General features: G+C 71.7%; 16 protein-coding genes and 2 pseudogenes. 6 read left to right on the forward strand and 12 right to left on the reverse strand.

Translation table 11 applies throughout. From position 1 onward, the window contains the following. Positions 1–110 precede the first annotated feature (110 nt). The 3 genes and pseudogenes from ACH4C6_RS18670 to ACH4C6_RS18680 all read right to left on the reverse strand — a co-directional run. Positions 111–1178: pseudogene (locus ACH4C6_RS18670) on the reverse strand (ABC transporter substrate-binding protein); the annotation flags it as partial. Beyond that, positions 1155–1910 (reverse strand): annotated as a pseudogene (locus tag ACH4C6_RS18675) (carbohydrate ABC transporter permease); the annotation flags it as partial. The pseudogenes ACH4C6_RS18675 and ACH4C6_RS18670, both read right to left, overlap by 24 nt. Further along, entirely contained in the window at positions 1907–2851 is a 945-nt protein-coding gene (locus ACH4C6_RS18680; RefSeq protein ID WP_398109664.1) for a carbohydrate ABC transporter permease, read from the reverse strand. The pseudogene ACH4C6_RS18675 and the gene ACH4C6_RS18680, both read right to left, overlap by 4 nt. A 160-nt stretch (positions 2852–3011) precedes the next feature. Between ACH4C6_RS18680 and ACH4C6_RS18685 the strand changes: the two genes are divergently transcribed. Further along, on the forward strand, positions 3012–3875 hold the full coding sequence (locus tag ACH4C6_RS18685) for a phosphotransferase enzyme family protein (protein ID WP_398109665.1): 864 nt from the start codon (positions 3012–3014) through the stop codon (positions 3873–3875). A gap of 17 nt (positions 3876–3892) precedes the next feature. Here the strand turns inward: ACH4C6_RS18685 and ACH4C6_RS18690 are convergent, their stop codons facing one another. From ACH4C6_RS18690 to ACH4C6_RS18705, 4 genes are all read right to left on the reverse strand, one after another. After that, entirely contained in the window at positions 3893–4615 is a 723-nt protein-coding gene (locus tag ACH4C6_RS18690) for a 3'-5' exonuclease (protein ID WP_398109666.1), read from the reverse strand. 127 nt (positions 4616–4742) lie between these two features. Further along, the gene (locus ACH4C6_RS18695) at positions 4743–5984 is read right to left on the reverse strand and encodes an SAV2148 family HEPN domain-containing protein (protein WP_398109667.1); all 1242 of its coding nucleotides are present in this window, start codon (positions 5982–5984) and stop codon (positions 4743–4745) included. A gap of 132 nt (positions 5985–6116) precedes the next feature. Beyond that, the gene (locus ACH4C6_RS18700) at positions 6117–7433 is read right to left on the reverse strand and encodes a copper amine oxidase (protein ID WP_398109668.1); all 1317 of its coding nucleotides are present in this window, start codon (positions 7431–7433) and stop codon (positions 6117–6119) included. A gap of 56 nt (positions 7434–7489) precedes the next feature. Beyond that, positions 7490–8302, reverse strand: coding sequence for a Tat pathway signal sequence domain protein (locus ACH4C6_RS18705; RefSeq protein ID WP_398109669.1), 813 nt, complete (start codon positions 8300–8302; stop codon positions 7490–7492). A gap of 182 nt (positions 8303–8484) precedes the next feature. On the opposite strand from ACH4C6_RS18705, the gene glgX reads away from it, so the two are divergent. The 3 genes from glgX to ACH4C6_RS18720 all read left to right on the forward strand — a co-directional run bounded on the left by glgX (position 8485) and on the right by ACH4C6_RS18720 (position 14528). Continuing rightward, the gene (gene glgX / locus ACH4C6_RS18710) at positions 8485–10620 is read left to right on the forward strand and encodes a glycogen debranching protein GlgX (protein WP_398109670.1); all 2136 of its coding nucleotides are present in this window, start codon (positions 8485–8487) and stop codon (positions 10618–10620) included. A gap of 127 nt (positions 10621–10747) precedes the next feature. Next, the gene (treY, locus tag ACH4C6_RS18715; RefSeq protein WP_398109671.1) at positions 10748–13111 is read left to right on the forward strand and encodes a malto-oligosyltrehalose synthase; all 2364 of its coding nucleotides are present in this window, start codon (positions 10748–10750) and stop codon (positions 13109–13111) included. Positions 13112–13277: 166 nt separating this feature from the next. Beyond that, a complete protein-coding gene (locus ACH4C6_RS18720) occupies positions 13278–14528 on the forward strand; it encodes a M14 family zinc carboxypeptidase (protein WP_398109672.1) in 1251 nt (416 codons plus the stop codon). Here ACH4C6_RS18720 and ACH4C6_RS18725 read toward each other — a convergent pair. Then, the gene (locus ACH4C6_RS18725) at positions 14491–15855 is read right to left on the reverse strand and encodes a M14 family zinc carboxypeptidase (protein ID WP_398109931.1); all 1365 of its coding nucleotides are present in this window, start codon (positions 15853–15855) and stop codon (positions 14491–14493) included. The two genes, ACH4C6_RS18720 and ACH4C6_RS18725, sit on opposite strands and share 38 nt — an antisense overlap. Positions 15856–16302: 447 nt before the next feature. Continuing rightward, positions 16303–16854 (reverse strand): FHA domain-containing protein, encoded by a 552-nt coding sequence (locus ACH4C6_RS18730; RefSeq protein ID WP_398109673.1) that lies wholly within the window; start codon positions 16852–16854, stop codon positions 16303–16305. A gap of 172 nt (positions 16855–17026) precedes the next feature. Between ACH4C6_RS18730 and treZ the strand changes: the two genes are divergently transcribed. Together treZ and ACH4C6_RS18740 are read left to right on the forward strand one after the other, a co-directional pair. Beyond that, positions 17027–18772, forward strand: coding sequence for a malto-oligosyltrehalose trehalohydrolase (treZ, locus tag ACH4C6_RS18735; RefSeq protein WP_398109674.1), 1746 nt, complete (start codon positions 17027–17029; stop codon positions 18770–18772). Positions 18773–18882: 110 nt separating this feature from the next. Then, on the forward strand, positions 18883–19278 hold the full coding sequence (locus tag ACH4C6_RS18740; RefSeq protein ID WP_398109675.1) for a hypothetical protein: 396 nt from the start codon (positions 18883–18885) through the stop codon (positions 19276–19278). A 393-nt stretch (positions 19279–19671) separates the two neighbouring features. Here the strand turns inward: ACH4C6_RS18740 and ACH4C6_RS18745 are convergent, their stop codons facing one another. The 3 genes from ACH4C6_RS18745 to ACH4C6_RS18755 form a co-directional block, all read right to left on the reverse strand. Beyond that, entirely contained in the window at positions 19672–19875 is a 204-nt protein-coding gene (locus tag ACH4C6_RS18745) for a hypothetical protein (RefSeq protein WP_398109676.1), read from the reverse strand. A gap of 601 nt (positions 19876–20476) precedes the next feature. Then, the gene (locus ACH4C6_RS18750) at positions 20477–20695 is read right to left on the reverse strand and encodes a hypothetical protein (RefSeq protein ID WP_398109677.1); all 219 of its coding nucleotides are present in this window, start codon (positions 20693–20695) and stop codon (positions 20477–20479) included. A gap of 69 nt (positions 20696–20764) precedes the next feature. Then, positions 20765–24190: an RHS repeat-associated core domain-containing protein gene (locus tag ACH4C6_RS18755; RefSeq protein ID WP_398109678.1), complete on the reverse strand. Its 3426-nt coding sequence runs from the start codon at positions 24188–24190 to the stop codon at positions 20765–20767. Between the last annotated feature and the right edge of the window lie 199 nt (positions 24191–24389).

Below are 24389 nucleotides of genomic sequence, written 5' to 3' on the forward strand. Positions count from 1 at the left end.
AGGTGACCACCCGCCGGGAGCCGCCGGGACCGGGCGGCGGGGCGGCGGGGCGGCACCCGCCGCCGGAGGGCTCCCGCCGGGCAGCGGGACGGGGCTCGCCGGGGCCGGGGTCAGCGCTGGTACCGGGCGAGGACCAGGTTGCCGTCCCTCTCCAGCCGTCTGCGCACCTCGCCGAGGCCGATGGCCCCGCTGTAGTACTCCTGGAGTGCCGGTGTCGCCACCTTGTCCTTCCACTCCGGGTAGCCCCGGACCGTCTGCGCGGGAGCCGGGCGCAGGTGCCCGGCGAGGGCAGTGCCGGTGGCCCAGCCGTGCCGGGTGGTGCGCAGCGCCGGGTGCCGCAGGGCCTCGGTGCCGGTCGGCAGCATCCAGTCGCCGAGGGCGAGACGGACCATGTTGTCCGGGCGCAGCAGGAAGTCCAGGAACGCGGCGGCCTCGCGCTTGTGCGGGCAGTCCTCGGCGATGGACAGGGTCTGGGGACTGACGCCCTGGGTGAGTCCGTCGGCGCCGGCCGGGGCGGGCAGCACCCGCCACGCGAAGCCCTTCGGTGCCTGCTGGACGATCTGCTGCCGGTAGGAGAAGCCCAGCGGGACCATGGCGTGGCGGCCGCCGAAGAAGCCGGGCAGGGTGTCCGAGCCGCCGCTGCCCAGGGTGGTCGGCGAGGCGCTGCGGTCGGTGTTCACCTGCTCGTGCACGGTGCGCGGCACGACCTGGTCGGCCTGGTCGAAGCGGACGGTGACCTTGCCGTCGGGCCCGCGGTGGAAGAGCCGGCCGCCCTCCGACAGCGAGAGGTTGAGCGTGGCGGAGACGGGCTCCTTGAGCGGCCAGGCGACGCCGTACTTCCCCGGGCCGCTCAGGCGCGCGGTGATCCGGCGGAACTCGGCCCAGCTCCACGGCCGTTCGGGCGTCGGGATGCGCACCCCCGCCCGCTCCAGCCACGCCGAGTTCGCGATCAGCACGCGCGGTTCCTGGAGGAACGGCACGCCGTAGACGCCGTCCCCGAACGTGGTGGTCGCCCAGCTGCGCCGCGGGATGTCCTCGGTGAGCCGGGCGGGCAGCAGACCGGTGAGGTCGGCCAGGTGGCCGCCGTAGGCGAAGTCCGCGAGGTCGTCGGAGGCGTCGTGGATGATGTCGGGCGCCTCGCCGCCCTCGAAGGCGGTGAGGAGCTGGTCGTGGGCGGCCAGCGGCCCGAGGTCGGCGACGCCCTCCGCGCCGATGAAGTGGGTGAGCACGACCGGCAGCGTCTGCTTCTCCGGTGTCTTGAGCAGCACCAGCGCGAAGAAGAACTCGTTCCACGCGGTGATGAAGGCGAACAGCCCGGTCGCCACGATGCCCGGCGCGAGCAGGGGCGCGGTGACCGAGACCAGGGTCCGCATTCGGCCCGCCCCGTCGACGGCGGCGGCCTCCTCCAGCTCGGGCGGCACGGCCCGGACGTACCCGGTGAGCATCCACAGCGCGAAGGGCAGGGCCCACACCACGTACACCAGCACCAGCCCCGCCGCGGAGTCGATCAGCCGGAGGTTCTTCAGCACCAGGAACAGCGGGATGATCAGCAGCACGAACGGGAAGGCCTGGCTGACCACCACCCAGCCCGTCACCGCCCGGGCGAGCCGGGTGCGGCGCCGGGCGAGCACGTAGGCCATGGGCGTGGCGATCACGACGGCGACGACCGCCGCCGATGCCGCGGCCAGCAGGGAGTTGAGGGCGGCGTGCAGCAGCGGCTGCTCGTCGAAGGCCTGGCGGAAGTTGTCCAGGGTGGGGTCGCGCGGGATCCAGGTGGGGTGCAGGCTGCCCAGCTCGCGCGGCGGCTTGAACGCGGTGGAGACGAGCCACAGGAACGGGAAGGCCAGGAAGACGAGGTAGGCGAGCAGCGCGGTGTACTGGCCGGCGCGGGCCGGGGTGCTGGTCCTCACGTGCCGTCCCCCGCCCTCAGGCGCCCGGCCAGGAACACCGCCAGCGCGATCGAGACGAGGGCCACCATCACGCAGCCCATCGCCGCCGCGTAGCCGAACTGCCCGTAGCGGAAGGCCTCCTCGTAGGCGAACAGCATCGGCAGGCGGGTCCGCCCGCCCGGGCCGCCGCTGGTGAGGACGTAGACCAGCGCGAAGGAGTTGAAGTTCCAGATGAGGTTGAGGGCCGTGACGGCCAGGGCGACGGGTCTCAGGGCGGGCCAGGTGACCGTGCGGAAGCGGCGCCAGGCGCCCGCGCCGTCGACCGCCGCGGCCTCGTGGAGTTCGCGCGGGGTGTTCTGCAGTCCCGCGAGCAGGGCGACCGTCGTCTGCGGCATGCCCGCCCAGACGCCCACGAGGATCACCGCGGGCAGGGCGGTGGCCAGGCCGCTGAGCCAGTCCCGTCCGCCGCCCAGCCCGACGTCGCGCAGGGTCTCGTTCAGCACTCCCGCGTCGGGGTGGTAGACCAGCCGCCACATGACGCCGACGACCACCTCGGGCATGGCCCAGGGGACGATCGCCAGGGCGCGGGCCAGCCAGCGGAGCCTGAGGTCCTGGTCGAGCAGCAGGGCGAGCCCCAGGGCGAGCAGGAACTGCGGCACGGTCACCCCGACCGCCCAGACCAGCCCGATCCGGAACGACTCCCAGAACAAGGTGTCGTGCAGCAGGTCGCGGAAGTTGAGGGCGCCGATCCACTGCGTGGCGCGGGTGCGGCCCGACTGGGCGTCGGTGAAGGCCAGCAGCACGCCGTACAGCAGGGGGCCGACGCTCAGGACGAGGATGGGGATCAGGGCGGGCAGCACCAGGAACCAGGCACCGTGGTCGACGGCCCGCCGGGACGGCGCCCGGCCGGGCCCGGGGCCCGCCTGCCGGCCCGGGGGCCGCGCCTCGGTCACGGACGTCACGGAATCAGCCCCTCTGTGCGGCTCGGCCGGCCCGCTCATGGTCGTGAAGGCCGTCCACCTCGTCAAGGGAGCGCACATGCCCTGTGACCTGTACCGATGCGACACTGTCGACGGCGGTGGCCGGAAAGGGCGGCCCCGGCACGGACGACGGAGGCGGACGATGGACGAGGCACGAGCGCGGGACGTACTGGCCGGGGCCGGGGTGCTGCCCGGCACGGCACGCGAGGCGCGGCTGCTGGCCCTGGGCGAGAACGCGGTGTTCGCCGCGGGTGACCTGGTCGTCAAGGTCGGCCGGGACACCGAGCTGCTGGACCGGGCCCGCCACGAGCTGGAGGTCGCGGCATGGCTGGCCGGGGCCGGTGTGCCGGCGGTGCGGGCGGCCGAGCCGGAGGCGCTGCTCGTCGACGGGCACCCGGTGACGGTCTGGCACCGGCTGCCGGACGCCGTACGGCCCGCCGAGCCGCGGGATCTGGCCGAACTGCTGCGGATCGTGCACGCCACGCCTCTTCCTCCTTTCACGCTGCCGGCCCGGGACCTGCTGGGCGGGGTGGAGCGGTGGCTGCGGCTCGCCGGGGACGCGGTCGACCCGGCGGACGCGGCCTACCTGCGGGCCCGGCGGGACGGGTTCGCCGCGCAGGCCGCCGCCCTGACACCGCAGCTGCCCCCCGGGCCGATCCACGGGGACGCCCTGCCGCGCAACGTCCACGTCGGGCCGGACGGCCCGGTCCTGGTGGACCTGGAGACGGTCTCCGCCGACCTGCGCGAGCACGACCTGGTGGTGATGGCGCTGTCCCACGACCGGTACGGGCTGCCGGACGCGGACTACGCGTCGTTCACCCGCGCCTACGGCTGGGACGTGCGCGAATGGGAGGGCTGTTCGGTGCTGCGCGGGGCGCGGGAGACGGCCAGTTGCGCATGGGTCGCGCAGCACGCGCCCGGCAACCCGAAGGCACGCGCCGAGTTCGAGCGGCGCGTGACGTCGCTGCGCGAGGGGGACGAGACCGTGCGGTGGTATCCGTTCTGAACGAGCCGCCCGGCCGCTCAGACCGGTTCGCCGGCCAACTCCCGCAGGGGCCACGCCCCGTCGACGCGGGCCGCCGGGTCGCCCTTGGCGCGCAGGAAGTCCTGGAAGTCCGCCGCCCACTGCGCGTGCCACTCGATCTGGCGGTGGTGCAGGTCCGCCGGGCCGAGCATCGCGATCTTGGGGTGGCGGTCGGCTATCGCGCCCGCCAGACGGGCCGCGGCCAGGGCGTCCGCCAGGGCGTCGTGCGCCGCGTCCAGGACGACGCCGTACTCCGCGCAGACCGCTTCGAGGTTGCGCTTGCCGCGGCGGTAGCGGTCGACCCGGCGGTCGATGGTGTACGGGTCGATGACCGGGGCCGGGTCGGCGCCGCCCAGCCGCTCGCGCAGGGACGGCAGGCCGTGGCGTCTCAACTCGGCGGAGAGCAGGGTGAGATCGAAGGTCGCGTTGTAGGCGACGACCGGCACGCCCGCCTTCCAGTAGGAGGTGAGGACGTCCGCGAGGGCGTCCGCCACCCGGTCGGCCGGTCTGCCCTCGGCGGCCGCCCGCTCGCTGCTGATGCCGTGCACCGCCACCGCGTCCTCGGGGATCGGCACCCCCGGGTCGGCGAGCCACTCGCGGCGGCCCCCCGGCTCCCCGCCCCGGACCTCGATCACGGCCCCCGTGACGATGCGCGCCTCGCGCGGATCCGTGCCCGTCGTCTCCAGGTCGAAGCCGATCAGCAGCTCCCGGTGCCAGCCCATGGACGGGCCCCCCTTCTTGTGGTGCGTTCCCCCAGTGGTCCCCACCTTCCCACGCACCACTGACAATCGAAGGACCGCGCTCCGCTTCCGCGGGGCCCCACGGGCGGCCGCCTGACGCCCGGGGGGTTCACGACACGGGTCGCGAATCCGCCCACATCACCTCGAACTCCTCGCGATAGGTGGGGAAGAGTCCGCTTTCGTCGCTCTCACCCGGCTTGACCACCCTGCCGCTGTTGCGCAGCACGAACACGGGCGCCTCCATGCCCCGGGTGCGGCGCAGGTAGTTCTGCACGACCGCGATGCCGTCCGCCCCGTCGCCGTCGACGAGGTAGGCGGTGAAGCGGGGCGTCTCGTCGAAGACCTGGATCTCGAAGGCCCCCGGGTCGCGCAGCCGCGCGCGCACCCGGCGCATGTGCAGGATGTTCATCTCCACGGCCCGGCCGAGCTCGCCGCGCTTGATGCCGAGCTCCCGCTCGCGCCGCTTGACCGCGCTGGAGGCCGGGTTGAGGAACAGCAGCCGGACGCGGCAGCCGGACTCGGCCAGCCGCACCAGGCGCCGGCCGGAGAAGTTCTGCACGAGCAGGTTGAGGCCGATGCCGATGGCGTCGAGGCGGCGGGCGCCGCCGAAGATGTCCTCGGCCGGGAACTGCCGCATCAGCCGCACCCGGTCCGAGTGGACGGCCACGACGTCGGCGTAGCGGTCGCCGACCAGGTCCTCGACGGCGTCGACGGGCAGCCGCCGGGCGGAGGGCACGTCACCGCCCGCGCCGAGCATCTCCAGCAGGCGGGCCGAGGCGCGCTCGGCCTGGTTCAGCACCGCCTCGGACAGGGCCCGGTTGCGGGAGACGACGTTGCGGGTCACCTCGAGCTCGTCCAGGGCGAGTTCGACGTCGCGCCGGTCGTCGAAGTAGGGCTCGAAGCAGGGCCAGTGCTGCACCATCAGCTCGCGCAGCTGGGGCAGGGTGAGGAAGGAGAGCACGTTGTCGTCGGCCGGGTCGAGCAGATAGCCCTTGCGGCGGCTGACCTCGCGGACCGCGACCGCCCGCTGCACCCACTCCTGGCCCGCCGGGCCGGCCGCGGCCACCACCCAGTCCTCGCCGTGGACGGGCTCGTAGACGGGACGCAGCACGGCGGCGACGACCGCGCGCAGCCGCTGCTCGACGAGGTTCAGCCAGATGTAGGCCCGGCCGGCCCGCTGGGCCCGGGTGCGGACCTCGCGCCAGGCGTCGGCGCCCCAGTCCAGCTCCGGGCCGATCGAGCCCGCCGCGTCCATCGGCCGGGCCAGGGACACGGCACCGGGCGGGACGTCTGCGGAGCTCCCCTCGTGACCCGCGTCACCAGGGGGCAGCTCCAGCCCTCCCGAGCCCACCCGCGCACCGCCTTCCGCTCCCCCGAGCTCTGCCGAGGGGCCCGGCGTCGCACGTCCCGGAGCCCCACCCAACGATCAAGGAAGGGTACTCCGGGAGCGGTCGGCGGTGCAGCCGGATGGGCGGCATCTTTCTCAACTGCGCGGCTGCCAGTGCCCGTTCTGCCAGTCGAGCTCGGCCGGGGTGAGCGGGTTCATCGCGGTGACGTCGCGCGGGGCGATGGAGAATCCCTGCCAGTGCACCGGCATGGGCTGCTGGTCCTCGTCCCGGGCTATGTGGTGGAAACCGATGTTCGTCCAGACCACCGGGTGGGTGAGGGTCTGCCCGTCGACCCACTTGTCGACGGACTTTCCGGCGCCGGCACCGCAGTTGCCGGGGTTGTGGCTGGCGAACAGTTCGCACTTGTTGTACTGGGTGACGTACACGTCGTGCTTGGTGTAGGCGCGGCCCGGGTATCTGGTGGACGGCCCCGGGACGATCTCGTAGGAGCGCGCGTGTCCGTCCTTGTTCTTGCCGGCCGCGCTGACCACGCGCCACCACCGGTAGTTCTTGCTGTCTCCGGCGAGTTCCTTGGTGACCTTGGTGCGGGTGGTCTTCGTGGTGGGGGCGCGCTGTCCCCGGGTGGGCGCGGTGACCGTGGAGTCGTACTGCTCGACGGTGTTCTTCGTGGAGCCGTCGAGGGCGAAGTCCAGCCGCCAGAACGCGTTGTGGCTGTGGCTGGTGGCCTTGGCCCTCGCGCCCTTGCCGATGGGCCAGCCGCGGCCGTCGCCGGCGTCGTAGTCGTCGTAGGACAGGCTGCCGGTGGCGCCGACGTTCATGGTGATCGTGCCGTCGTCCTGGAAGCGCCACTCGGACATGTACTCGTACCAGCCGACCTGGTTCACCGTGTAGACGAGGAGGTCCTTGCCCGCGGTCTGGAAGACCTTGTTCGCCGTGTCGCCCTGCATGCGGTAGGCGTGGCCGCGGGAGCGGGTGGTGGTGCACAGGCCCTTGACGTTCGGGTCCTCGTTCCAGGAGTCGGGGACCTTGACCGTCTTGATCGTGCCGCCCGGGCACTCGCCGGGGGCCAGGTTCATCAGCCCCTGGGCGAAGTCGAAGCCGGTCAGGTCGTCGTACTCGACCTTGCCGTCGTCGTAGGGGACGTGGATCTGGCCGAGCCGGGCGCTGTTCAGGACTTTGATCGGTTTGGCCTCCCCCTTGGGCTGGTACGTGATGTTCTCCAGGACGAGGCCGGCCTTGCCGTCGTAGCGCCAGCACATCCGCCAGGTGGTGCCGGTGGAGAGCTTCTGCTCGATGCGGTAGGCCGCGCTGCAGTCGGCGGCCGGTGCGGGGGCGGCCTGCGGGCGGGCGGCGGCCGGTCCGGCGCCGGTGGTGACACCGGCCGCCAGGGCGGCCACGGTCAGGCCCGCGGCCACGCGGGTACGGGCCGTGCTGGTGCTGTTCACACGCATGACGAGATGACTCCCTGCCAGGGAAGCGAGGTGGACGGGTGAGCGGAGGGAGCGGCTCAGTGGTCGAGCCGGGCGACCTTGCGGGCGCTCAGGTCGATCACGAGCGACCGGGCGTCGACCCACGGCCCGTTCTTGATCTTCGGGAACAGCCGGACGCAGCGGTGCTCGCCGCAGCGGTCCAGCGCGGCCGGCTGGGCGCCCGGCGCGGCCCGGTAGACGGCGCCGCTGAGCCGGAGCTGGTCGGCCGAGGTCAGCGGCCGTCCGGTGGCGTCCTTGTAGTCGGCCTTGAGATCCGCCCCGAGCGGGTCGGCGATGAGGAGGGCGGCGGCCTCGGCCTTCTCGGCGAGGCTGAGCGGCGGCTGCACTCCGTGCTGGGTGCCGGTCCGCACCACCTTGCCGGTGCCCAGTTCGACGGTCCGGGTGACGAGGGTGTCGTCCCGGTAGTCGTAGAACGTCACGTCGGCGCGCCGCGGCGCCGCCGGGTCGCCCACCTCGTCCGCCTCGGGCTCGGCGAGGTCGACGCCGAGCAGCTGCGGTCCCCGTTCGCCGTCCACGCCCTCACCGCTGCGGAACAGCTGCCGGCTGAGGGCGATCTTCGCGACCCGTTGCGTCTCGTCGTCGGTCAGCGGGTCCCGGCCCGTGCCCTTCTCCCCTTCGGCCGGCGCCTGCTCGACGACCCCCGGCGCCACCGCCCGGCCCGCCCCGTCCGCGCCGGATTCCTGTGGGACGGACCGCCCCGCCCCGGGCCGCGTCTCGTCCGCCCCCGCCGTGCCCGGGAGCGTGATCCCGATCATCACGGCGGTGCCGGCCACCGCGACGGCCGTCCCGGCCACCACCTTGCCCAGATGGCGGTGCACTCTGCTGCGCACGTATGTCCCCCTACTCCCCCAACCGCTCCGGGAGTATGTGATTGCCCCAACGTTTCGGCATACCGCGTATGCACTGGTCACACGGTAAGAGGGAGATAAGTCACAGGAGGTTCCCTCACTTTCGGGGAGACTCGGGACCTAGGCGTCCCCACCGGCGCCGCACACCTGAAAGAGTCGTAAGCATGCAGGTCTGGCCTGGAGAGGCGTATCCACTCGGTGCCACGTACGACGGCGCCGGTACCAATTTCGCGGTCTTCACCGAAGCCGCGGACCGAGTAGAGCTGTGTCTGCTGCACGACGACGGCTCGGAGACGGCGATCGAGCTCCGCGAGAGCGACGCGTTCGTCCGGCACGCGTACGTGCCCGGGATCATGCCGGGACAGCGGTACGGGTTCCGTGTGCACGGACCGTACGCGCCGGAGCACGGACTGCGCTGCAACTCCGCGAAGCTGCTGCTCGACCCGTACGCGCGCGCGATCAGCGGTTCCATCGACTGGGGCGAGGAGGTCTACGGCTACCACTTCGACGATCCCGACCGGCGCAACGATCTGGACTCGGCGCCGCACACCATGACGTCGGTCGTGGTCAACCCCTACTTCGACTGGGGCGACGACCGGCGCCCGCGCACCGAGTACCACCACACGGTGCTCTACGAGGCCCACGTCAAGGGCCTCACCATGCGCCACCCCGGCCTCCCGGAGGAGCTGCGCGGCACCTACGCGGCCCTGGCGCACCCGGCGATCATCGAGCACCTCACCGAGCTCGGGGTCACCGCCCTGGAGCTGATGCCCGTCCACCAGTTCGTGAACGACCACCGCCTGGTCGACATGGGCCTGAACAACTACTGGGGCTACAACACCATCGGCTTCTTCGCCCCGCACAACGCCTACGCGTCCTGGGGCGACCGGGGCCAGCAGGTGCTGGAGTTCAAGTCGGCCGTGAAGGCCCTGCACGAGGCCGGCATCGAGGTGATCCTCGACGTGGTCTACAACCACACCGCCGAGGGCAACCACCTGGGCCCGACCCTGTCCTTCAAGGGCCTGGACAACCCGCGCTACTACCGGCTGACCGACGACCCCCGCTATTACATGGACACCACGGGCACGGGGAACTCCCTGCTCATGCGGTCCCCGCACGTCCTCCAGCTGATCATGGACTCGCTGCGGTACTGGGTCACGGACATGCACGTCGACGGGTTCCGCTTCGACCTGGCGGCGACGCTCGCCCGGCAGTTCCACGAGGTGGACCGGCTGTCGTCGTTCTTCGACCTGGTGCAGCAGGACCCGGTGGTCTCCCAGGTGAAGCTGATCGCCGAGCCGTGGGACGTCGGCGAGGGCGGCTACCAGGTGGGGAACTTCCCGCCGCTGTGGACCGAGTGGAACGGCAAGTACCGGGACACCGTGCGCGACCTGTGGCGGGGCGAGCAGCGCACCCTCGCGGAGTTCGCCTCGCGGCTGACCGGCTCCTCGGACCTGTACCAGGACGACGGCCGCCGTCCGCTGGCCTCGATCAACTTCGTGACCTGCCACGACGGCTTCACCCTGCACGACCTGGTCGCCTACAACGACAAGCACAACGAGGCCAACGGCGAGGACAACCGGGACGGCGAGAGCCACAACCGGTCCTGGAACTGCGGCGCCGAGGGCGAGACCGACGATCCGGACGTGCTGGCGCTGCGGGCGCGGCAGATGCGCAACTTCATCGCGACGCTGATGCTGTCCCAGGGCGTGCCCATGATCAGCCACGGCGACGAGTTCGCCCGCACCCAGGGGGGCAACAACAACGCCTACTGCCAGGACAACGAGCTGTCCTGGGTGCAGTGGCCGGAGGAGGGCGAGGAGGGCGCCGGGGACGGCCGGAGCACCGAGATGCTGGCCTTCACGCGCGCGATGGTGTGGCTGCGCCGCAACCACCCCGTCTTCCGCAGGCGGCGCTTCTTCCACGGGCGGCCCGTGGAGGGCACCCACGACGACCTGTCCGACATCGCCTGGTTCACGCCCGAGGGTGGGGAGATGACGCAGGAGGACTGGGACTCGGCCCAGGTGTCGGCGCTGACCGTGTTCCTCAACGGCAACGCCATCTCGGAACCGGACGCGCGCGGTGAGCGCATCAGCGACGACTCGTTCCTGCTGATGTTCAACGCCTCGCCCGAGCCGCTGGAGTTCGAGATCCCGGTCAATCACGGGCGGCAGTGGGAGGTCGTGATCGACACGGCCCGCCCGCGGGGCGCGCCCGCCGACACCGGCTTGAAGGTGCAGGCCGGGGACCGGCTGACCCTGACCGACCGGAGCATGACGGTGCTGCGCCGGCCCGTCTAGCCCCGCCGCGGCCCACGGGCCGCTCCGCCGCCGCGTCGTCCGGACGAAGCCACTCGTCCGGGCGACGCGCGGCGCACCCGGCGGCGCGGGAGGCACGAACCCCGGCGGTGCGGGTACGTAGGTCTGCATGACACCTGAGCGACCTGACCCGGTGGTGCCCACGGCCACCTACCGGCTGCAGTTGCAGCCCGATTTCCCGTTCGGAGCAGCCGAGGCCGCCGTGCCGTACCTGGCCTCGCTCGGCGTCTCGCACCTGCACCTGTCCCCCGTCCTGGAGGCGGTGCCGGGCTCGACGCACGGCTATGACGTGGTCGACCACGCGCGCGTGCGCGAGGAGCTGGGCGGCGAGGACGGGCTGCGGGCGCTGGCGCGCACCGCCAGGAGCCACGGGCTCGGCCTGGTGGTGGACATCGTCCCCAACCACATGGCCATGTCCCCGCGCCACAACCGCGCCCTGTGGGAGGTGCTGCGCGAGGGCCCGAAGTCCCCCTACGCGCGCTGGTTCGACATCGACTGGGAGGCCCAGGGCGGGCAGCTGCTGGTGCCGGTGCTCGGCGGGCCGCTGGGCGAGGTGCTCGACGAGCTGCGTGTCGACGGGGACGTCCTGCGCTACCACGACCACGTCTTCCCGCTGCGCGAGGGCACCGAGGACCTGGCGCTGCCGCATCTGCTGGACGCGCAGTGGTACCGCCCGGTGTGGTGGCGGCTGGCCCGGACCGAGCTCAACTACCGGCGGTTCTTCAGCATCTCCGAGCTGATCGGCGTCCGGGTGGAGGACCCGGAGGTCTTCGAGGCCACCCACGACAAGATCCTCGAGCTGCTGCACGAGGGCGTGTTCGACGGGCTGCGCATCGACCACCCCGACGGGCTGGCCGACCCCGACGGCTACCTCACCCGGCTGCACGAGGCGACGGGCGGCCGCTGGACGGTCGTGGAGAAGATCCTCGCCGACGGCGAGCGGCTGCCGCCCTCCTGGCCCGTCGCGGGCACCACCGGCTACGACGCCCTGCGGCACATGGACGCGGTGTTCGCCGACCCGGCCGGCTGCGGGGACCTGCTCGGGCAGTACCGGCGCTTCGCGGCCCCGCAGACCGACCGGGGCGGCCAGTGGGAGGCGACCGTGCGGCGGGCCGCGTACAAGGTCCTCACGCACGAGCTCGCGACCGAGACGGACCGGCTGACGCGGACGGCGACCCGGCTGTGCGCCGCGTCGCCGGAACCGGCGCTGCGCGACCGCGCGCCCTGGGCGCTGCGCACCGCGCTGCAGGAGCTGCTGGTGCGCATGGAGGTCTACCGGCCCTACGAGTCCACCGGCGCCGCGTCCGTGGTCACCGAGGAGGCGGCCGCCGAGGCCCGGCACGCCTTCGCCGTGCCCGAGGAGGCCGGGGCGGTGGACGTCGTGCGCGACCTGCTGCTGGGGCGGTACGGCGACGGGCCCGCGCACGTGGAGTTCCGCACCCGGTTCGCGCAGACCTCCTCGGCGCTGCGGGCCAAGTCCGTGGAGGACACGGCGTTCTACCGGTACGTGCCGCTGCTGTCGGCGACCGAGGTGGGCGGCCACCCCGGCCGCCCCGCCCTGACGCCGGAGGAGTTCCACGCGTACTGCGCGCGCGTGCAGCGCGACTGGCCGCTGACCGGGACGGTGACCTCCACGCACGACACCAAGCGCAGCGCCGACGTCCGGGCGGCGCTGAACGTGCTCACCGAGTGCCCCGAGCGCTGGGCCGACGTCCTCACGGAGGTCACCCGCGACGGTGCGGGCGTGCCGGACGCGCAGCTGGCCTGGGCGGCCTGGCAGACGGTGTTCGGCCTGGGGCCCGCGGAGCCGGAGCGGGTGCAGGGCGCGCTGCTGAAGCACGTGCGCGAGGCGGGCCTGTTCACCAGCTGGACCGAGCAGGAGCCGCCGTACGAGGAGGCCGTGGAGCGGTTCGTCGCGGCCGGGCCGTGCGGGGTGCCGGGCGAGCGGGTCGCCGCGTTCCGCGCGTCCCTGGAGGAGCACATCCGGGCCAACGTGCTGGGCACGGCCCTGGTCCACCTGACGATGCCGGGTGTTCCGGACGTCTACCAGGGCACGGAGGCCGAGTCCCGGGCCCTGGTCGACCCCGACAACCGGCGGGCGGTGGACTATCCGCCCCGTGAGCAGGGCGGCACGTCCGCGGACAAGGCGGCGCTCACCCGCGCCGCGCTGGCGGTGCGGGCCCGCCGCCCGGAGGCCTTCGGCGACACGGCGACCTACCAGCCGCTGCCGGCCCAGGGCCCGGCGGCCGGGCACTGCCTGGCGTTCGCACGCTCGGGGCAGGTGGTGACGGCCGTGACCCGGCTGTCGCTGCGGCTGGCGGAGGCGGGCGGCTGGCGGGACACGGCGCTGACGCTGCCCCCGGGCCGCTGGTCGGACGCCCTGCGGCCGGGACGGGAGTTCACCGGTCACGTGCCTGCGGCGGAGCTGTTCACCGACCTGCCCGTGGCCCTGCTGGAGCGGGCGGGCGACTGAGGCCGGGCGGCGTGCCGGGTCACCGTCCGGGTGGCCCGGCACGCCGTCCCCCGGCAGGGTCGGCCGGTGCCTCCGGGCGCCCCCGGGAGCCTCCCCCGACGCGCCCTTGACTTCGCACCATGGCCGTGGGGTACTGCGAAGGCGAACTCGGGCGGATGTGACGGGGGTGAGTGTCCTGCCGGAGCTGCGCTACCCGACGGTGACCGAACTGGTGTCGGCCGCCCGGGCGTTGACCGCCCAGCGCCCGGGCGTGTGCACCCTGCGGCAGGTGGGTGCCTCGCGCGCGGGGCGGCCCCTGCACCTGCTGTCCGTGGGCCGTGCGCCCCGCGCCGTCCTGGTGGTGGCCGGCGCCCACGCCAACGAGCCGACCGGCTCCTGCACCCTCCTCGCGGTCGCCCGCCGGGTGCTGGAGCAGCGGGAGCTGCGCGACGGCATCTCCTGGCACTTCCTGCTGTGCGCGGACCCCGACGGGGCCAGCCTGCACGTCACGCCCGCGCCGCGCAGCCTGCACGACTACCACCTCGGCTTCTTCCGGCCCGCGGGACCCGAGCAGCCGGAGTGGGCCCCGTCCCTGCTGCCGCCGGACCGGCTGCCGCCCGAGACCCGGGCCCTGACCGGCGTCATCGACGAGCTGCGCCCCTACCTCCAGGTGACGCTGCACGGCACGGACCTGGGGGGCAGCTGGGTGCAGCTGACGCGGGACGTGCCGGGGCTGGCCGAGCCGTTCGCCAAGTCCGCGGCGGAGTTGCACATCCCGGTGGAGACCGGCGCCTCGGACGCCGCGGGCTGGCCCGCCTCCGGGCCCGGCGTGCACGTCATGCCCGCCCCCGACATCGGCCCGGCGTACCCGAGCCTGCCGGACGACGCGCGGCTCAGCACCTGGTACCACGCCCACCGCTACGGCGGGCTCACCGCGGTGGTGGAGGTGCCGATGTGGGCCAGCGACCTGGTCGACGACCCGGCTCCGCACCCGTCACCGGCGGCTGCCATCGGCCGGCTGGCCCGGCGCCTGCAGGCCGACGCGCTGGAGGTGACGCGCGTGCTCGACGGCGCGCTGCCCCGGCTCGCCGGGGTCGACGGGCCGCTGCTGCGGGCGGCCCGGTGGGGTCTGGAGCTGGTGCCGGGCCTGGCCTCGGACCTGCTCCACACGCCGCCCCCCGACCTCACCCGGGCCTACGTCGGCAGCGTCGACGCCTTCGTGCGCCGGGTGCCGCTGCGGGCGGCGGCGATGCTGCTGCGGGTGCTGCGCGGCACCGACGAGCGGGCGGCGGCGCAGCTGGAGACGCTGGTGGCCACGTGGAGCGATGCGTTCGCCGAGCGTTTCCGGGCCCGCTGGGTACCGCTGGAGAACCAGGTCGAGCACCAGGCCCGTACGGTCGTCACGGCGGCGCTGCACGCGCGTGAGGAGACGCAGTAGCCGCTCCCGGCTCGCTCCCCGGACCCGCGGCCGGGGTCGCCCGGCGGGCCCGGCGAGCGGCCAGTTCGAACGCCGAGAGCACCACGCGCGCCTGGTACTCGGCCTGCCGGGCGACCGGGACCCAGCGCGCCCGGCAGCCGTCACGGTAGTCGGCGCACCAGGTGTCGATCAGCCGGTCCAGCTCGGGCAGCACGTCTGCCGTGTCGCGTCCGGTGGCCCGTACGAGCTGGTGCAGCAGGCCCGCCGTGCGCAGGGCCAGCCGGCGGCCGGAGATGCGCAGGGCGGCCAGGTGGGCGGAGGTCAGGGGCGGCATGCGGTGCGGCCCGCCGCCGGTGTCGGGGTCCCAGGCGTCGGCGAGGCCGGGGCACACCAGCAGGTAGTCGCCGACCGGGGCGAGCAGCCGGGCCGCGTCCGGCACACCGGCAAGCTGCGGACGGATCCTGGCCAGCAGCAGGCGCAGCAGATGCGTGTCGTGGCGCAGGGTGCGGCTGACCTCCCGCAGCACGGCGTCCCGCGCCGGGGGCGGGGAGCCGTCCGACACGGCCGCCACGCCCCACATGGGGGCCTCGACGACCGCGGTCACGGTGCCGTGGCGGTGCGGGTGGTACCAGGTCGACTCGACCGCGGCCTCCGTGATGGCGGCGGCGAGCCCGGCCCGTCGCGGCGGCGGTATGCGGTAGACGGCGGGCTCCAGACCGGGCCAGTACAGCGCGTCGTAGGCGCCGAGTTCGCGGGGGATGCCGAGCCGCGCGGCGGTGTGTGCCAGGCGCCGACCGAGGCCGGGCAGGTCGTGGGTGAGCTCGACGAAGCCCCCGCCCACGTCGACGCCGTGCAGGGAGCACTGCAGCACGGGCCGCAGCTCGTCCTGGACGTCGAGCAGCGCCCGGGTCTCGGGCAGGGCGGCGGCGTCCGCGCCGTCGGGCAGCCACTCGGGCTGCTCCAGGAACCCGGGCCGGAAGAAGTGGCGGAAGTACTGGCCGAGGGTGTACGGGCCGGTCAGCCAGCCCTCGTTGCGGCGCAGCCCGTCCGGGTCGAGGCACAGCAGCAGGTTCCAGGTGGCGTCGGCGCCCTCGGTGAGCCGCGGGTCGGCCAGGGTCCGCTCGGCCAGGCGCAGCACGGTGGCCCCGCCCACGGGCTCGTTGGCATGGGGTCCGGCGACGACGAGGGCGTGGCGCTCGCCGTGACCGACGGACAGCAGCCACAGCGGGGTCCCGGCCCGGGAGGTGCCGACCCGGCGCAGCCGGGCGTCCCTGGGGTGACGGGCGACGAGGGCGGCGGCCCGGGCGCCGAGTTCGTCGACGGTGGGATAACGAGGCAGGGGCGGCAGGGCACACCTCCCCGATGCGGCGCCGTGGCTTCACCCCATGTGCAGGGCGTACGCACAGTCAGTCACGAGTTCGAGGGCGCGTCAACACCGTGGACAGCACCGGTATTTGAGCCAGCTCCGGTCGATCGACAACCGGTACATCCCAGGCCAGAGCTGAGTGGTGGGGCGGTTTCCGGTCAATGGGTCGGCGAGGCCGGGCGCGCGCAGCGGTGCTGGACGCCGGACTGTCGTGCCGCCGGGGGTGGGGGTGGTGGAGGTGTGTGATGCGGGAGTCGGGGAGGTTGGCGGGCACGGGGTGTGGGGCCGCCGGGCGTGGGGCCGGCGAGGGCGGGGCGCGGGGCCGCCGGGCCGTCAGGCTGCCGGGACACCGAACGACCGGGCCGTCAGGCCTCCGGGACACCGAGCCGCCGGGCCGTCACGCCGTCACGCCGTCAGGCCGTCAGGCCGTCAGGCCGTCGACAGCCGGAACATCATGCGGCCGAAGCCCACCTGGTCGCCCTCGCGGACGACGGCCGCGCCGACGACCCGCCGCCCGTTCACGGTGGTGCCGTTGGTGGAGCCCAGGTCGCGCAGGACCCACAGGCCGCCCTGGTGCCGCAGCTCGGCATGCACCCGGGAGACCGTCTCGTGGCTGAGCCGCAGCCCGCTGGCGGGATCGCGCCCTATCCGCAGCGGATGGCCGAGCTGCGGATGCGGCAGCAGCAGCTTCGGCAGTCGCTCGGCCTGCCACGCCCGGCGCAACCGCACGGTGAACCCGGAGACCGCCTCGACGCTGCCGAACACCAGCCGGGAGAAACGGCTCTCTGTGGGCAGGTCGGCGGTGAGCACGGCCAGTTCGTCGGGGCGGCGGGCGGCGAGCGCCAGTTCCATGCGGCGGACGAACGTGTCGTGGGACAGGCGGCCCATGGCGGCGCCGTCCCGGAGCACCTTCAGCGCCCTGTCGCGCTCCGCGTCGGACAACCGCGCGGGGTACGTGTTGAACTCGAAGGACGACGTCACCCGGTGATTGTCGGGCAGCGCGGGCGGGCTGTCCAGGAAACGGGAGGACCGCCGCCCGGCACCCGGTACCGGCGAGACCCGCCGCAAATGGGTGGATGGGCCAGCGGATTGATCGAGTTTGACGCACCATGGACGGGCTACATCACGGTGAGCAGACGAAGGGGAACCGTCCGTGCAGTTCGAGGTGTGGGCACCGCAGGCCGACTGGGTGACGCTGGAGTGCGACGGCGTCACGCAGGCGTTGGAGCGCGATCCGGAGCGGCCGGGGTGGTGGTGGGGCGAGGCGGACGCGCGCGAGGGGTCACGGTACGGCTTCGCACTGGACGACGGCCCGGTGCTGCCGGACCCGCGCTCGCGGCGGCAGCCGGACGGTCCGGACGGACTGAGCGCCGTCGTCGACCACGAGCGGCACGCGTGGCGCGCGCAGTGGCGGGGACGCCCGCTGGCCGGTGCGGTGCTGTACGAGCTCCACGTGGGCACGTACACGCCCGAGGGCACGCTGGACGCGGCCGCGGAACGGCTGGAGCATCTCGCCGAACTCGGCATCACGCACGTGGAGTTGATGCCGCTCACCCCCTTCCCCGGCACGCATGGCTGGGGCTACGAGGGTGTCTCGCTGTGGGCGGTGCACGAGCCGTACGGCGGTCCCGAGGCACTGAAGCGCTTCGTCGACCGGGCCCACGAACTGGGCCTCGGGGTGGTGCTCGACGTGGTGCACAACCACTTCGGCCCCTCCGGCAACTACCTGCCGGTCTTCGGGCCGTACCTCACCGACACCCACCACACCCCGTGGGGCGCCGCGGTCAACCTGGACGCGCCCGGCTCGGACGAGGTGCGCGACTTCCTGATCGGCAGCGCGCTGGCGTGGTTGCGGGACTACCGACTCGACGGGCTGCGGCTGGACGCGGTGCACGCGCTGGTCGACACGCGTGCGCTGCACTTCCTGGAGGAGCTGTCGACGGCCGTGGACACCCTGGCCGCCGAGGTCGGCCGGCCGCTGTTCCTGGTCGCGGAGTCGGACCTCAACGACCCGCGGCTGATCACCCCGCGCTCCGAAGGCGGGCTCGGGCTGCACGCGCAGTGGAACGACGACTTCCACCACGCCCTGCACACCACGCTGACCGGCGAGGCGCAAGGCTACTACGCGGACTTCGCGCGCGCCTCGCTCGGCGGTCTCGCCAAGACCCTCACCGGCGGCTACTTCCACGACGGGACGTACTCGAGCTTCCGTGGGCGGCACCACGGGCGGCCGCTGGACCGCGCCCGGGTGGCGGGGCACCGGCTGCTCGGCTACGGCCAGACGCACGACCAGATCGGCAACCGGGCGCAGGGCGACCGGCTCTCGGCTCTGCTCTCCCCCGGCCTGCTGGCGTGCGCGGCCACGCTGATCCTGACCGCCCCGTTCACGCCGATGCTGTTCATGGGCGAGGAGTGGGCGGCGGGCACGCCCTGGCAGTTCTTCACCGACCACACCGACCCGGAGCTCGCGGAGGCCGTACGGCAGGGCAGGCGGCGGGAGTTCGCGGCGCACGGCTGGAAGGAGGAGGACGTTCCCGACCCGCAGGACCATGCCACGCGGGACCGTTCCTGCCTCGACTGGTCGGAACCGGAACGCGAGCCGCACGCGCGCATGCTCGCCTGGTACCGGCAGCTCCTGGCTCTGCGCCACGCGCAGCCGGACCTGACCGACCCCGACCTCGCCGACACCAAGGTCGCCTTCGACGAGGAGCGGCGCTGGATCGCGTTCCGGCGGGGGGACGTCCTCGTGGCCGTGAACCTGGCCGCCGAACCGGCCGACCTGCCGCTCGGCGTACCGCACGCGCGCGTGCTGGCCGCGTGGGAGCCGGTGGACCCACCCGGGGAGGACGGGGTGGTGCGGGTCCCGGGCGAGTCGGGCGTGGTGCTGCTGCAGGCGTGACGGCCGGCGGCCCCGTGATGCCTTGCCTCGCCACGGCCACCATTCCGTCAGAGGTGCGGCAGAAACAGCTCCGGTAACGACGCGGCCCTCATCGGCCAGAGGGCAGGGGCATGACGGTCACCATGTGCGTGGTGAAGACTGGGTGGATGCGACCTCATGCTCCAGGCGGACTCCTGTTCGTAGCGCTCGGTCTCATCCTTGTCGCCGCCGGCTACATCTGGAGAGGACGTGTCCTGCGTCCCCTCTCGGCGAAACGTGCCCAGGCAGCCGTGATGCGGGATCGTTCCAGAAACCTGCTGCGCTCCGCGGACATGGCAATCGCCGGAGCACGTCGACGGGCCGCACACGGCGAACCGGCCATCGTCACGGTCGCAGACGTGACCAGGGTGGCGCGCCGGCACTACGGGTACCTCTCTGTGGAGCGCGAAGAAGCAGCTGCCGCCCTCCGCCGGCGCTTCGAGGCTGCCGACTGCCGGGTGGACTGCATGACCGACGCTTTCAACTGACTAGCCGAGCATCGGAGTTGGCACCTGACGGGTGATCACGCCGTGGGTGCCCATTGCCTTCTGCCGGAGATGGTGAGAGCCCCCATCCTTCGAGCAGCCACCACCCGTCACCCTCTGAGGCGCTCCGAAACGGGAGCCGCTGCCGGAGGAAGCATCGTTCGCTGCGATGCTTCCGGCTACTTGCGCTTACGGACCTGTGTCACACCGAAGATGATGAAAGCCACGATCACGAGTCCGAACGAGAGCCAGACAGGAACGCCATCAAGCCCCTTGTAGGCGAGGGACGTCGAAGCGATGTGTGAGTGCACGGTATCTCCTCCATACGAGCACTTACCGAGGGTTCCGACTGCGGGTCAGGTAGGTGCAGCCAGCTGTGAAAGCGAAACCCACCCCTCAGCCGACGACGCCGGCAGCATGGAGGATGCCGAACACAGCCAGGGCGATCCCGGCCACGGTGAAGACAGTCCGGTTCCAGACCTGCATCGGCTTCCCGCCGGTCGTCCCGAACATCTCTCTGGAACTGGCAGCAGTCGCCCGTGTGAGGCGAGGCGCAAAGACGGCGAATGACAAACCGAACACGGCCATGAAGATCCCCACAGCAATATGCATCAATCCCCCTATTGTCTAGAAAACGTCCTGCCCACGCCCAGCACTTCCTGTGGCTCGAGGCCGTGGCAGCAGATACAGATCGGGTGAACCGATCAGCCTCGGCGGCCGCGGTCCCGGCGCGCCCTGCCGTAGACGATCATGGCCTTCAGGGCGGCAGCGGCAATGCCGAGGATCACCACGCCGGCAGCGCCGTCGGGCATGACGCGGCCCTCATTGGCCAGAAGGCATATGCCCGTCGATTTCGCTGGCTCCCCTACTCAATTTCCCCGCACGACCGCGATGGTGACTCCCCGTCCTTCTGCGGAGCAGAGGCATTGACATAAGGGAGGACAGGTAATCAAGAGGGGTGGCCGAGCGAAATAGATCACGTCTGCAAAGAAGGTTGCAGATACTTTTCGATGTTAGCCGGAAGAGCCCTTTTCACTGATCTCCTCCTGAGGACCCGCGACGCTTGTTCTTCATCCCGTAGTAGATAAAGATCCCCAGGACCACCGCAAGCGCCACTACGAAGAGAACCAGCCCGAAGGGGCCGTCAGGGTACCATCCGCGAGCCAGATTCATGAGATCCCCTCTGAATATCTTGGTCCACTCAACGCGTTTGACCCTTAGGCCGGAAAGCGATCCATGCGATGAATACCAGAGCGTCAATTATCACCGCTACAGCCAGGAGCGGGAGAGCCGCATCCCAACCACCTTTCATGCCCAGGATCAAAGCAAGCAGGTAAAGGAGCGCAGACGATGCCGCGAAAATATAGAAATTTCTCTTTGACGTACCCTCGCCGTAGGTCCGCTCGAAAACTTTCGCCATACCTCTCTCCTTCGCCGATGGGGTGGCCGCTGTCAACGGCCACCCCAAATCCTTCACTTCATCGCTCGATCAGTTTTTCAGCGAATCTTCGACTTTTCCACCCACGTATTCTCCGGCTGCTGATGCGACAACTGTGCAGCCTGTCCCGAGAGCGAACGCTGCGGCTCCTCCTGTCGGCACTGCGGTGACTCCGGCAACGAAGGCGCAGGCGGATTCGATTGCGATCCCGGTGGCAAGTCCGGCAACCTGCCCCCACAAGGCATCGGTATCGCCCTGAAGACCGTTCGAAACCGCTTCAGTGACATCACCCGCACCTTCAGCAACGGCGCTTACCCAACTCAGTCCGTTGGGATCGATCCGGTTGACCGGGTCGCCTTCGGCGTAGAGGTAGGGATTCTTCTCCTGGCCGGAGGGGTCGGGCTGGGTGAAGCGGCCGATGTTGGCGTCGTAGTAGCGGGCCTGGAAGTGGTACAGGCCGGTGGGGTCCTGGTAGCCGCCGGCGAAGCGGTAGGGCTGGGCGACCGGTTCGGACGACTGGGACAGGATGCGCACGCCGCGGGGGCTGTAGGCGTAGGTGTTGACCTTGTTGCCGTCACCGTCCGCCAGGGCGACCACGCTGCCGATGGCGTCCGTGAGGTAGTAGTACGTCTTCCCCCCGGTCGTCATGGAGTTCAACGTGCCCCCGGGTTCGCGGTTGAAGCCCATGTCCGCACCGGCAGTTGTCTTCGCGGACAGACCCAGCGGGCCGTTGTGGAAGTAGGTGTCGCCGAGCTTGATGCGCTCGCTCTGGTCGGTCGAGCCGTACTGGCCGGCGTAGGCCTTCCCACCCACGGTGATCGACTTCAGCTGCGAGTGGTCCGTGTACGACTCCCCCGTGCGGGCGTACTCGTCGGTGGAGGCGCCGGCGGTCTCGTTGCCGATCGCGTCGTAGGACCAGGGGCCGCTCGTGGCGGACTTGGCCGTGAGCTGCTGGGCGTCGTTGTAGGTGTAGGTCGTGCCGCGCGGGCAGCCCTGGTCGGCTCCCTGCGAAGTGAGGTTGCCGGCCAGGTCGTAGCAGTACTGCCAGGAGTCCGTCACCGCCCCGGACTTCTCCTCCTTGGCGTAGGAGAAGCGGCCCGCGCCGTCGTAGGAGTACGTGCGCTTGGTGCCGCGGACGTTGTCCGTCGAGGTGCGGATCTTGGAGCCGTCGGTGCCGGCGTTCGTGCCGTAGCCGTAGGTGTACGCGAGGTCGACCAGGGTGCCCTGCGGGGAGGTCGCCTTGATGGTCTTGGGACGGCTGGAGTTGTCGACGTCGACCTTGTGCACCGTGCCGCCGGGGTAGGTGGTCGTGGTGCGGACGTCGTTGTTGTTGTACTTGTACGTCGTCACACGACCCTGCGGATCCTTCAGCTCGGTCAGCTTGTTGACGTCGTTCCAGGTGTAGTCGGTCGTGCCGGCCGGGTCCCGGTAGTAGTCGACGTTGCCGGCCGGGGTGTAGGCGAGCAGGGTCTGGGAGCCGTCCTGCAGGTGGCGGACCGTCTCGCGCTGCAGCGGGTCGAACTCGTACTTCACCGTCCCCGTGCTGTCCGAGCGCTGCACGAGGTTGCCGTCGCCGTCGTACCAGTAGCGCACGGTGTCGTTGGTGGTGGACACCGTCGTGACGCGGTCCAACTCGTCGTAGACGAACACCTTCTTGATGCCGCGTGCGTCGGTGACCGTCTCGGTGCGGCCCAGCGCGTCGTAGGTGAACGTCGTCTCCCCCAGCGGCGCGGGGGCCTTGACGGACTTCAGGTTGCCCTTGGTGTCGTACTGGAAGTCGGTGGTGACCGTCTTGGTAGAGGTCATCTTCGTCTTCGCCTTGCAGCGCTGGCCCTCGAAGCCGCCGCAGGTCGGTGTGGCGGGGTTGTACTCGAAGGAGACGTTGCCGCCGCCGGTGCCGGTCTGCGCCACCGAGGTGGTGTTGCCGACCGTGTCGTAGGTGAAGCTGGTCTTCTCGCCGTCGGCGTTGGTGGAGTCCTTGGGCACGTCGCCGCCGGCGATGGTCTGCCAGCTGTTGACCGTCTTGCCGCCGGTGGGCAGGGTGACGGTCTCGAGGTTGTTGCGGGTGTTGAAGCCGTAGTCGGTGACGTTGCCCGGGGTGGTGCCCGAGCCCATCGCGTCCGTGCTGGTGTCGATGTTGTTGTTGGCGTCGAACTTCGTCGACCGCTTGCGCTCCAGCGCGTCGAACACCTCGGTGACCCGGCCGTCACCGTCGTGGACGTACTTGGTGCCGTGCAGCTCCGGGTCCTTGGCCGTGGTCGTCCCGGCGGCCGTCGGGGAGGCGGCGCTGTAGCTGTAGGTCCAGGTCGGGCCGGTGTGGCCGTCGCTGTTGAGGGCGGTGCCGCGCAGCATGGAGGTGACGCGGTTGGTGTCGTCGTAGGTGAAGACGGTGACGCGGCCCTCGGCGGTGGTGATCTTGTCGATGCGGCCGGAGGAGTCGTGGCGGAAGGTGACCGTCTTGCCCTCGGTGTCGGTGGTGGTGGCCAGGTTGCCGTCGGCGTCGAGGTTGTAGACGGCCGTGCGGCCGGTGTTGTCCTTGGCCTGCCACTGCGAGGGGTAGGTCTTCACCAGGTCGATGAAGCGGCCGGAGCGGGTCTCGGTGAGCTTGAAGCCCTTGTTCTCACCGTTGTCGTCGTGCTGGGTGACGGTGATCGTGCCCTTGTTGCGGTCGGTGATCTTCGTCAGGGTCCCGTACTGGTTGTAGGTCTCCTTCGCACCCGACTTCCACTTGGTCAGCGTGTAGGTGCCGTCCGCGTTCTTCTTCAGGTCCTGCGAGTAGCCCTTGGGCGTGGTGAAGGAGCCGTCGCTGTTCTTGGTGAAGCGGACCGTCGCGCCGGAGGCGTCGTAGAAGATCACTTCCGAGGAGCCGATGGACAGATAGCGCTCGTACTGCTGCCACCAGCGCTGCGAGACCCGGCCCCAGGGTGCGTCCAGGGAGTTGTAGGTGCGCGCCAGTTGCAGGCGCTGGCCGACGCCGGCGATGTCGAAGTCCGTCGCCGTCAGCATCAGGTTGCCGGTCGAGTAGTCGATCTTCGCGGTGAGCGCGTCCGTGATCGCGAAGCTGGTGGAGCGGTGCCAGGGCACATTGCCCTGGCCCTCGGGGACGAGGCTCTGCGTGGAAGCGCCGTCGGCCGCGGACCGGGACGACGGCGCCTGCTTGCCGCCGCCCGCCTTGCCCGCGGGGCCCTTGACGCGTTCGCGCTGCTCGCGCTGCCAGGGCAGCAACGCCTCGTCCGTCGGGTTCTCGGAGCGCTCGGACGCCACCGGCCGGTTCGCGCCGACCTTCACCGGCGGCATCTCGAAGTCCGGGCTGTCCTTGCCCCAGGCCGACACAGGCTTGTCGTCGGCCGCCGCCACGCCCGCGCCGGGCAGGACGGAGACGGCCAGGGCGATCGAGGCGATCGCCGCCAGGGAGACACCCGTTGCGGATCTCTTGCGGGCACGCCGGAACGGCATGCCGAAGGCACGCTCATGCATGGACTTCCCCCCACAGGAAGACGAGCACCGGCGACCCCAGCGGCCACCGGGCGCACACAAGTTGTCACAGGAGTCGCACAAACTTCCGGGCTGTTCCCGGCAATTCACCTGTCATACGGGCAGGAATCGGCCCCTCCCTTTTCGATCATGGAGGCTGAGAAATGCGGCGAACCGGGCAACCCGAACGCGCTTCGACGCG

This window comes from Streptomyces sp. NPDC017943, assembly GCF_044328425.1.
GTDB classification, from domain to species: Bacteria; Actinomycetota; Actinomycetes; order Streptomycetales; family Streptomycetaceae; genus Streptomyces; species Streptomyces djakartensis_A.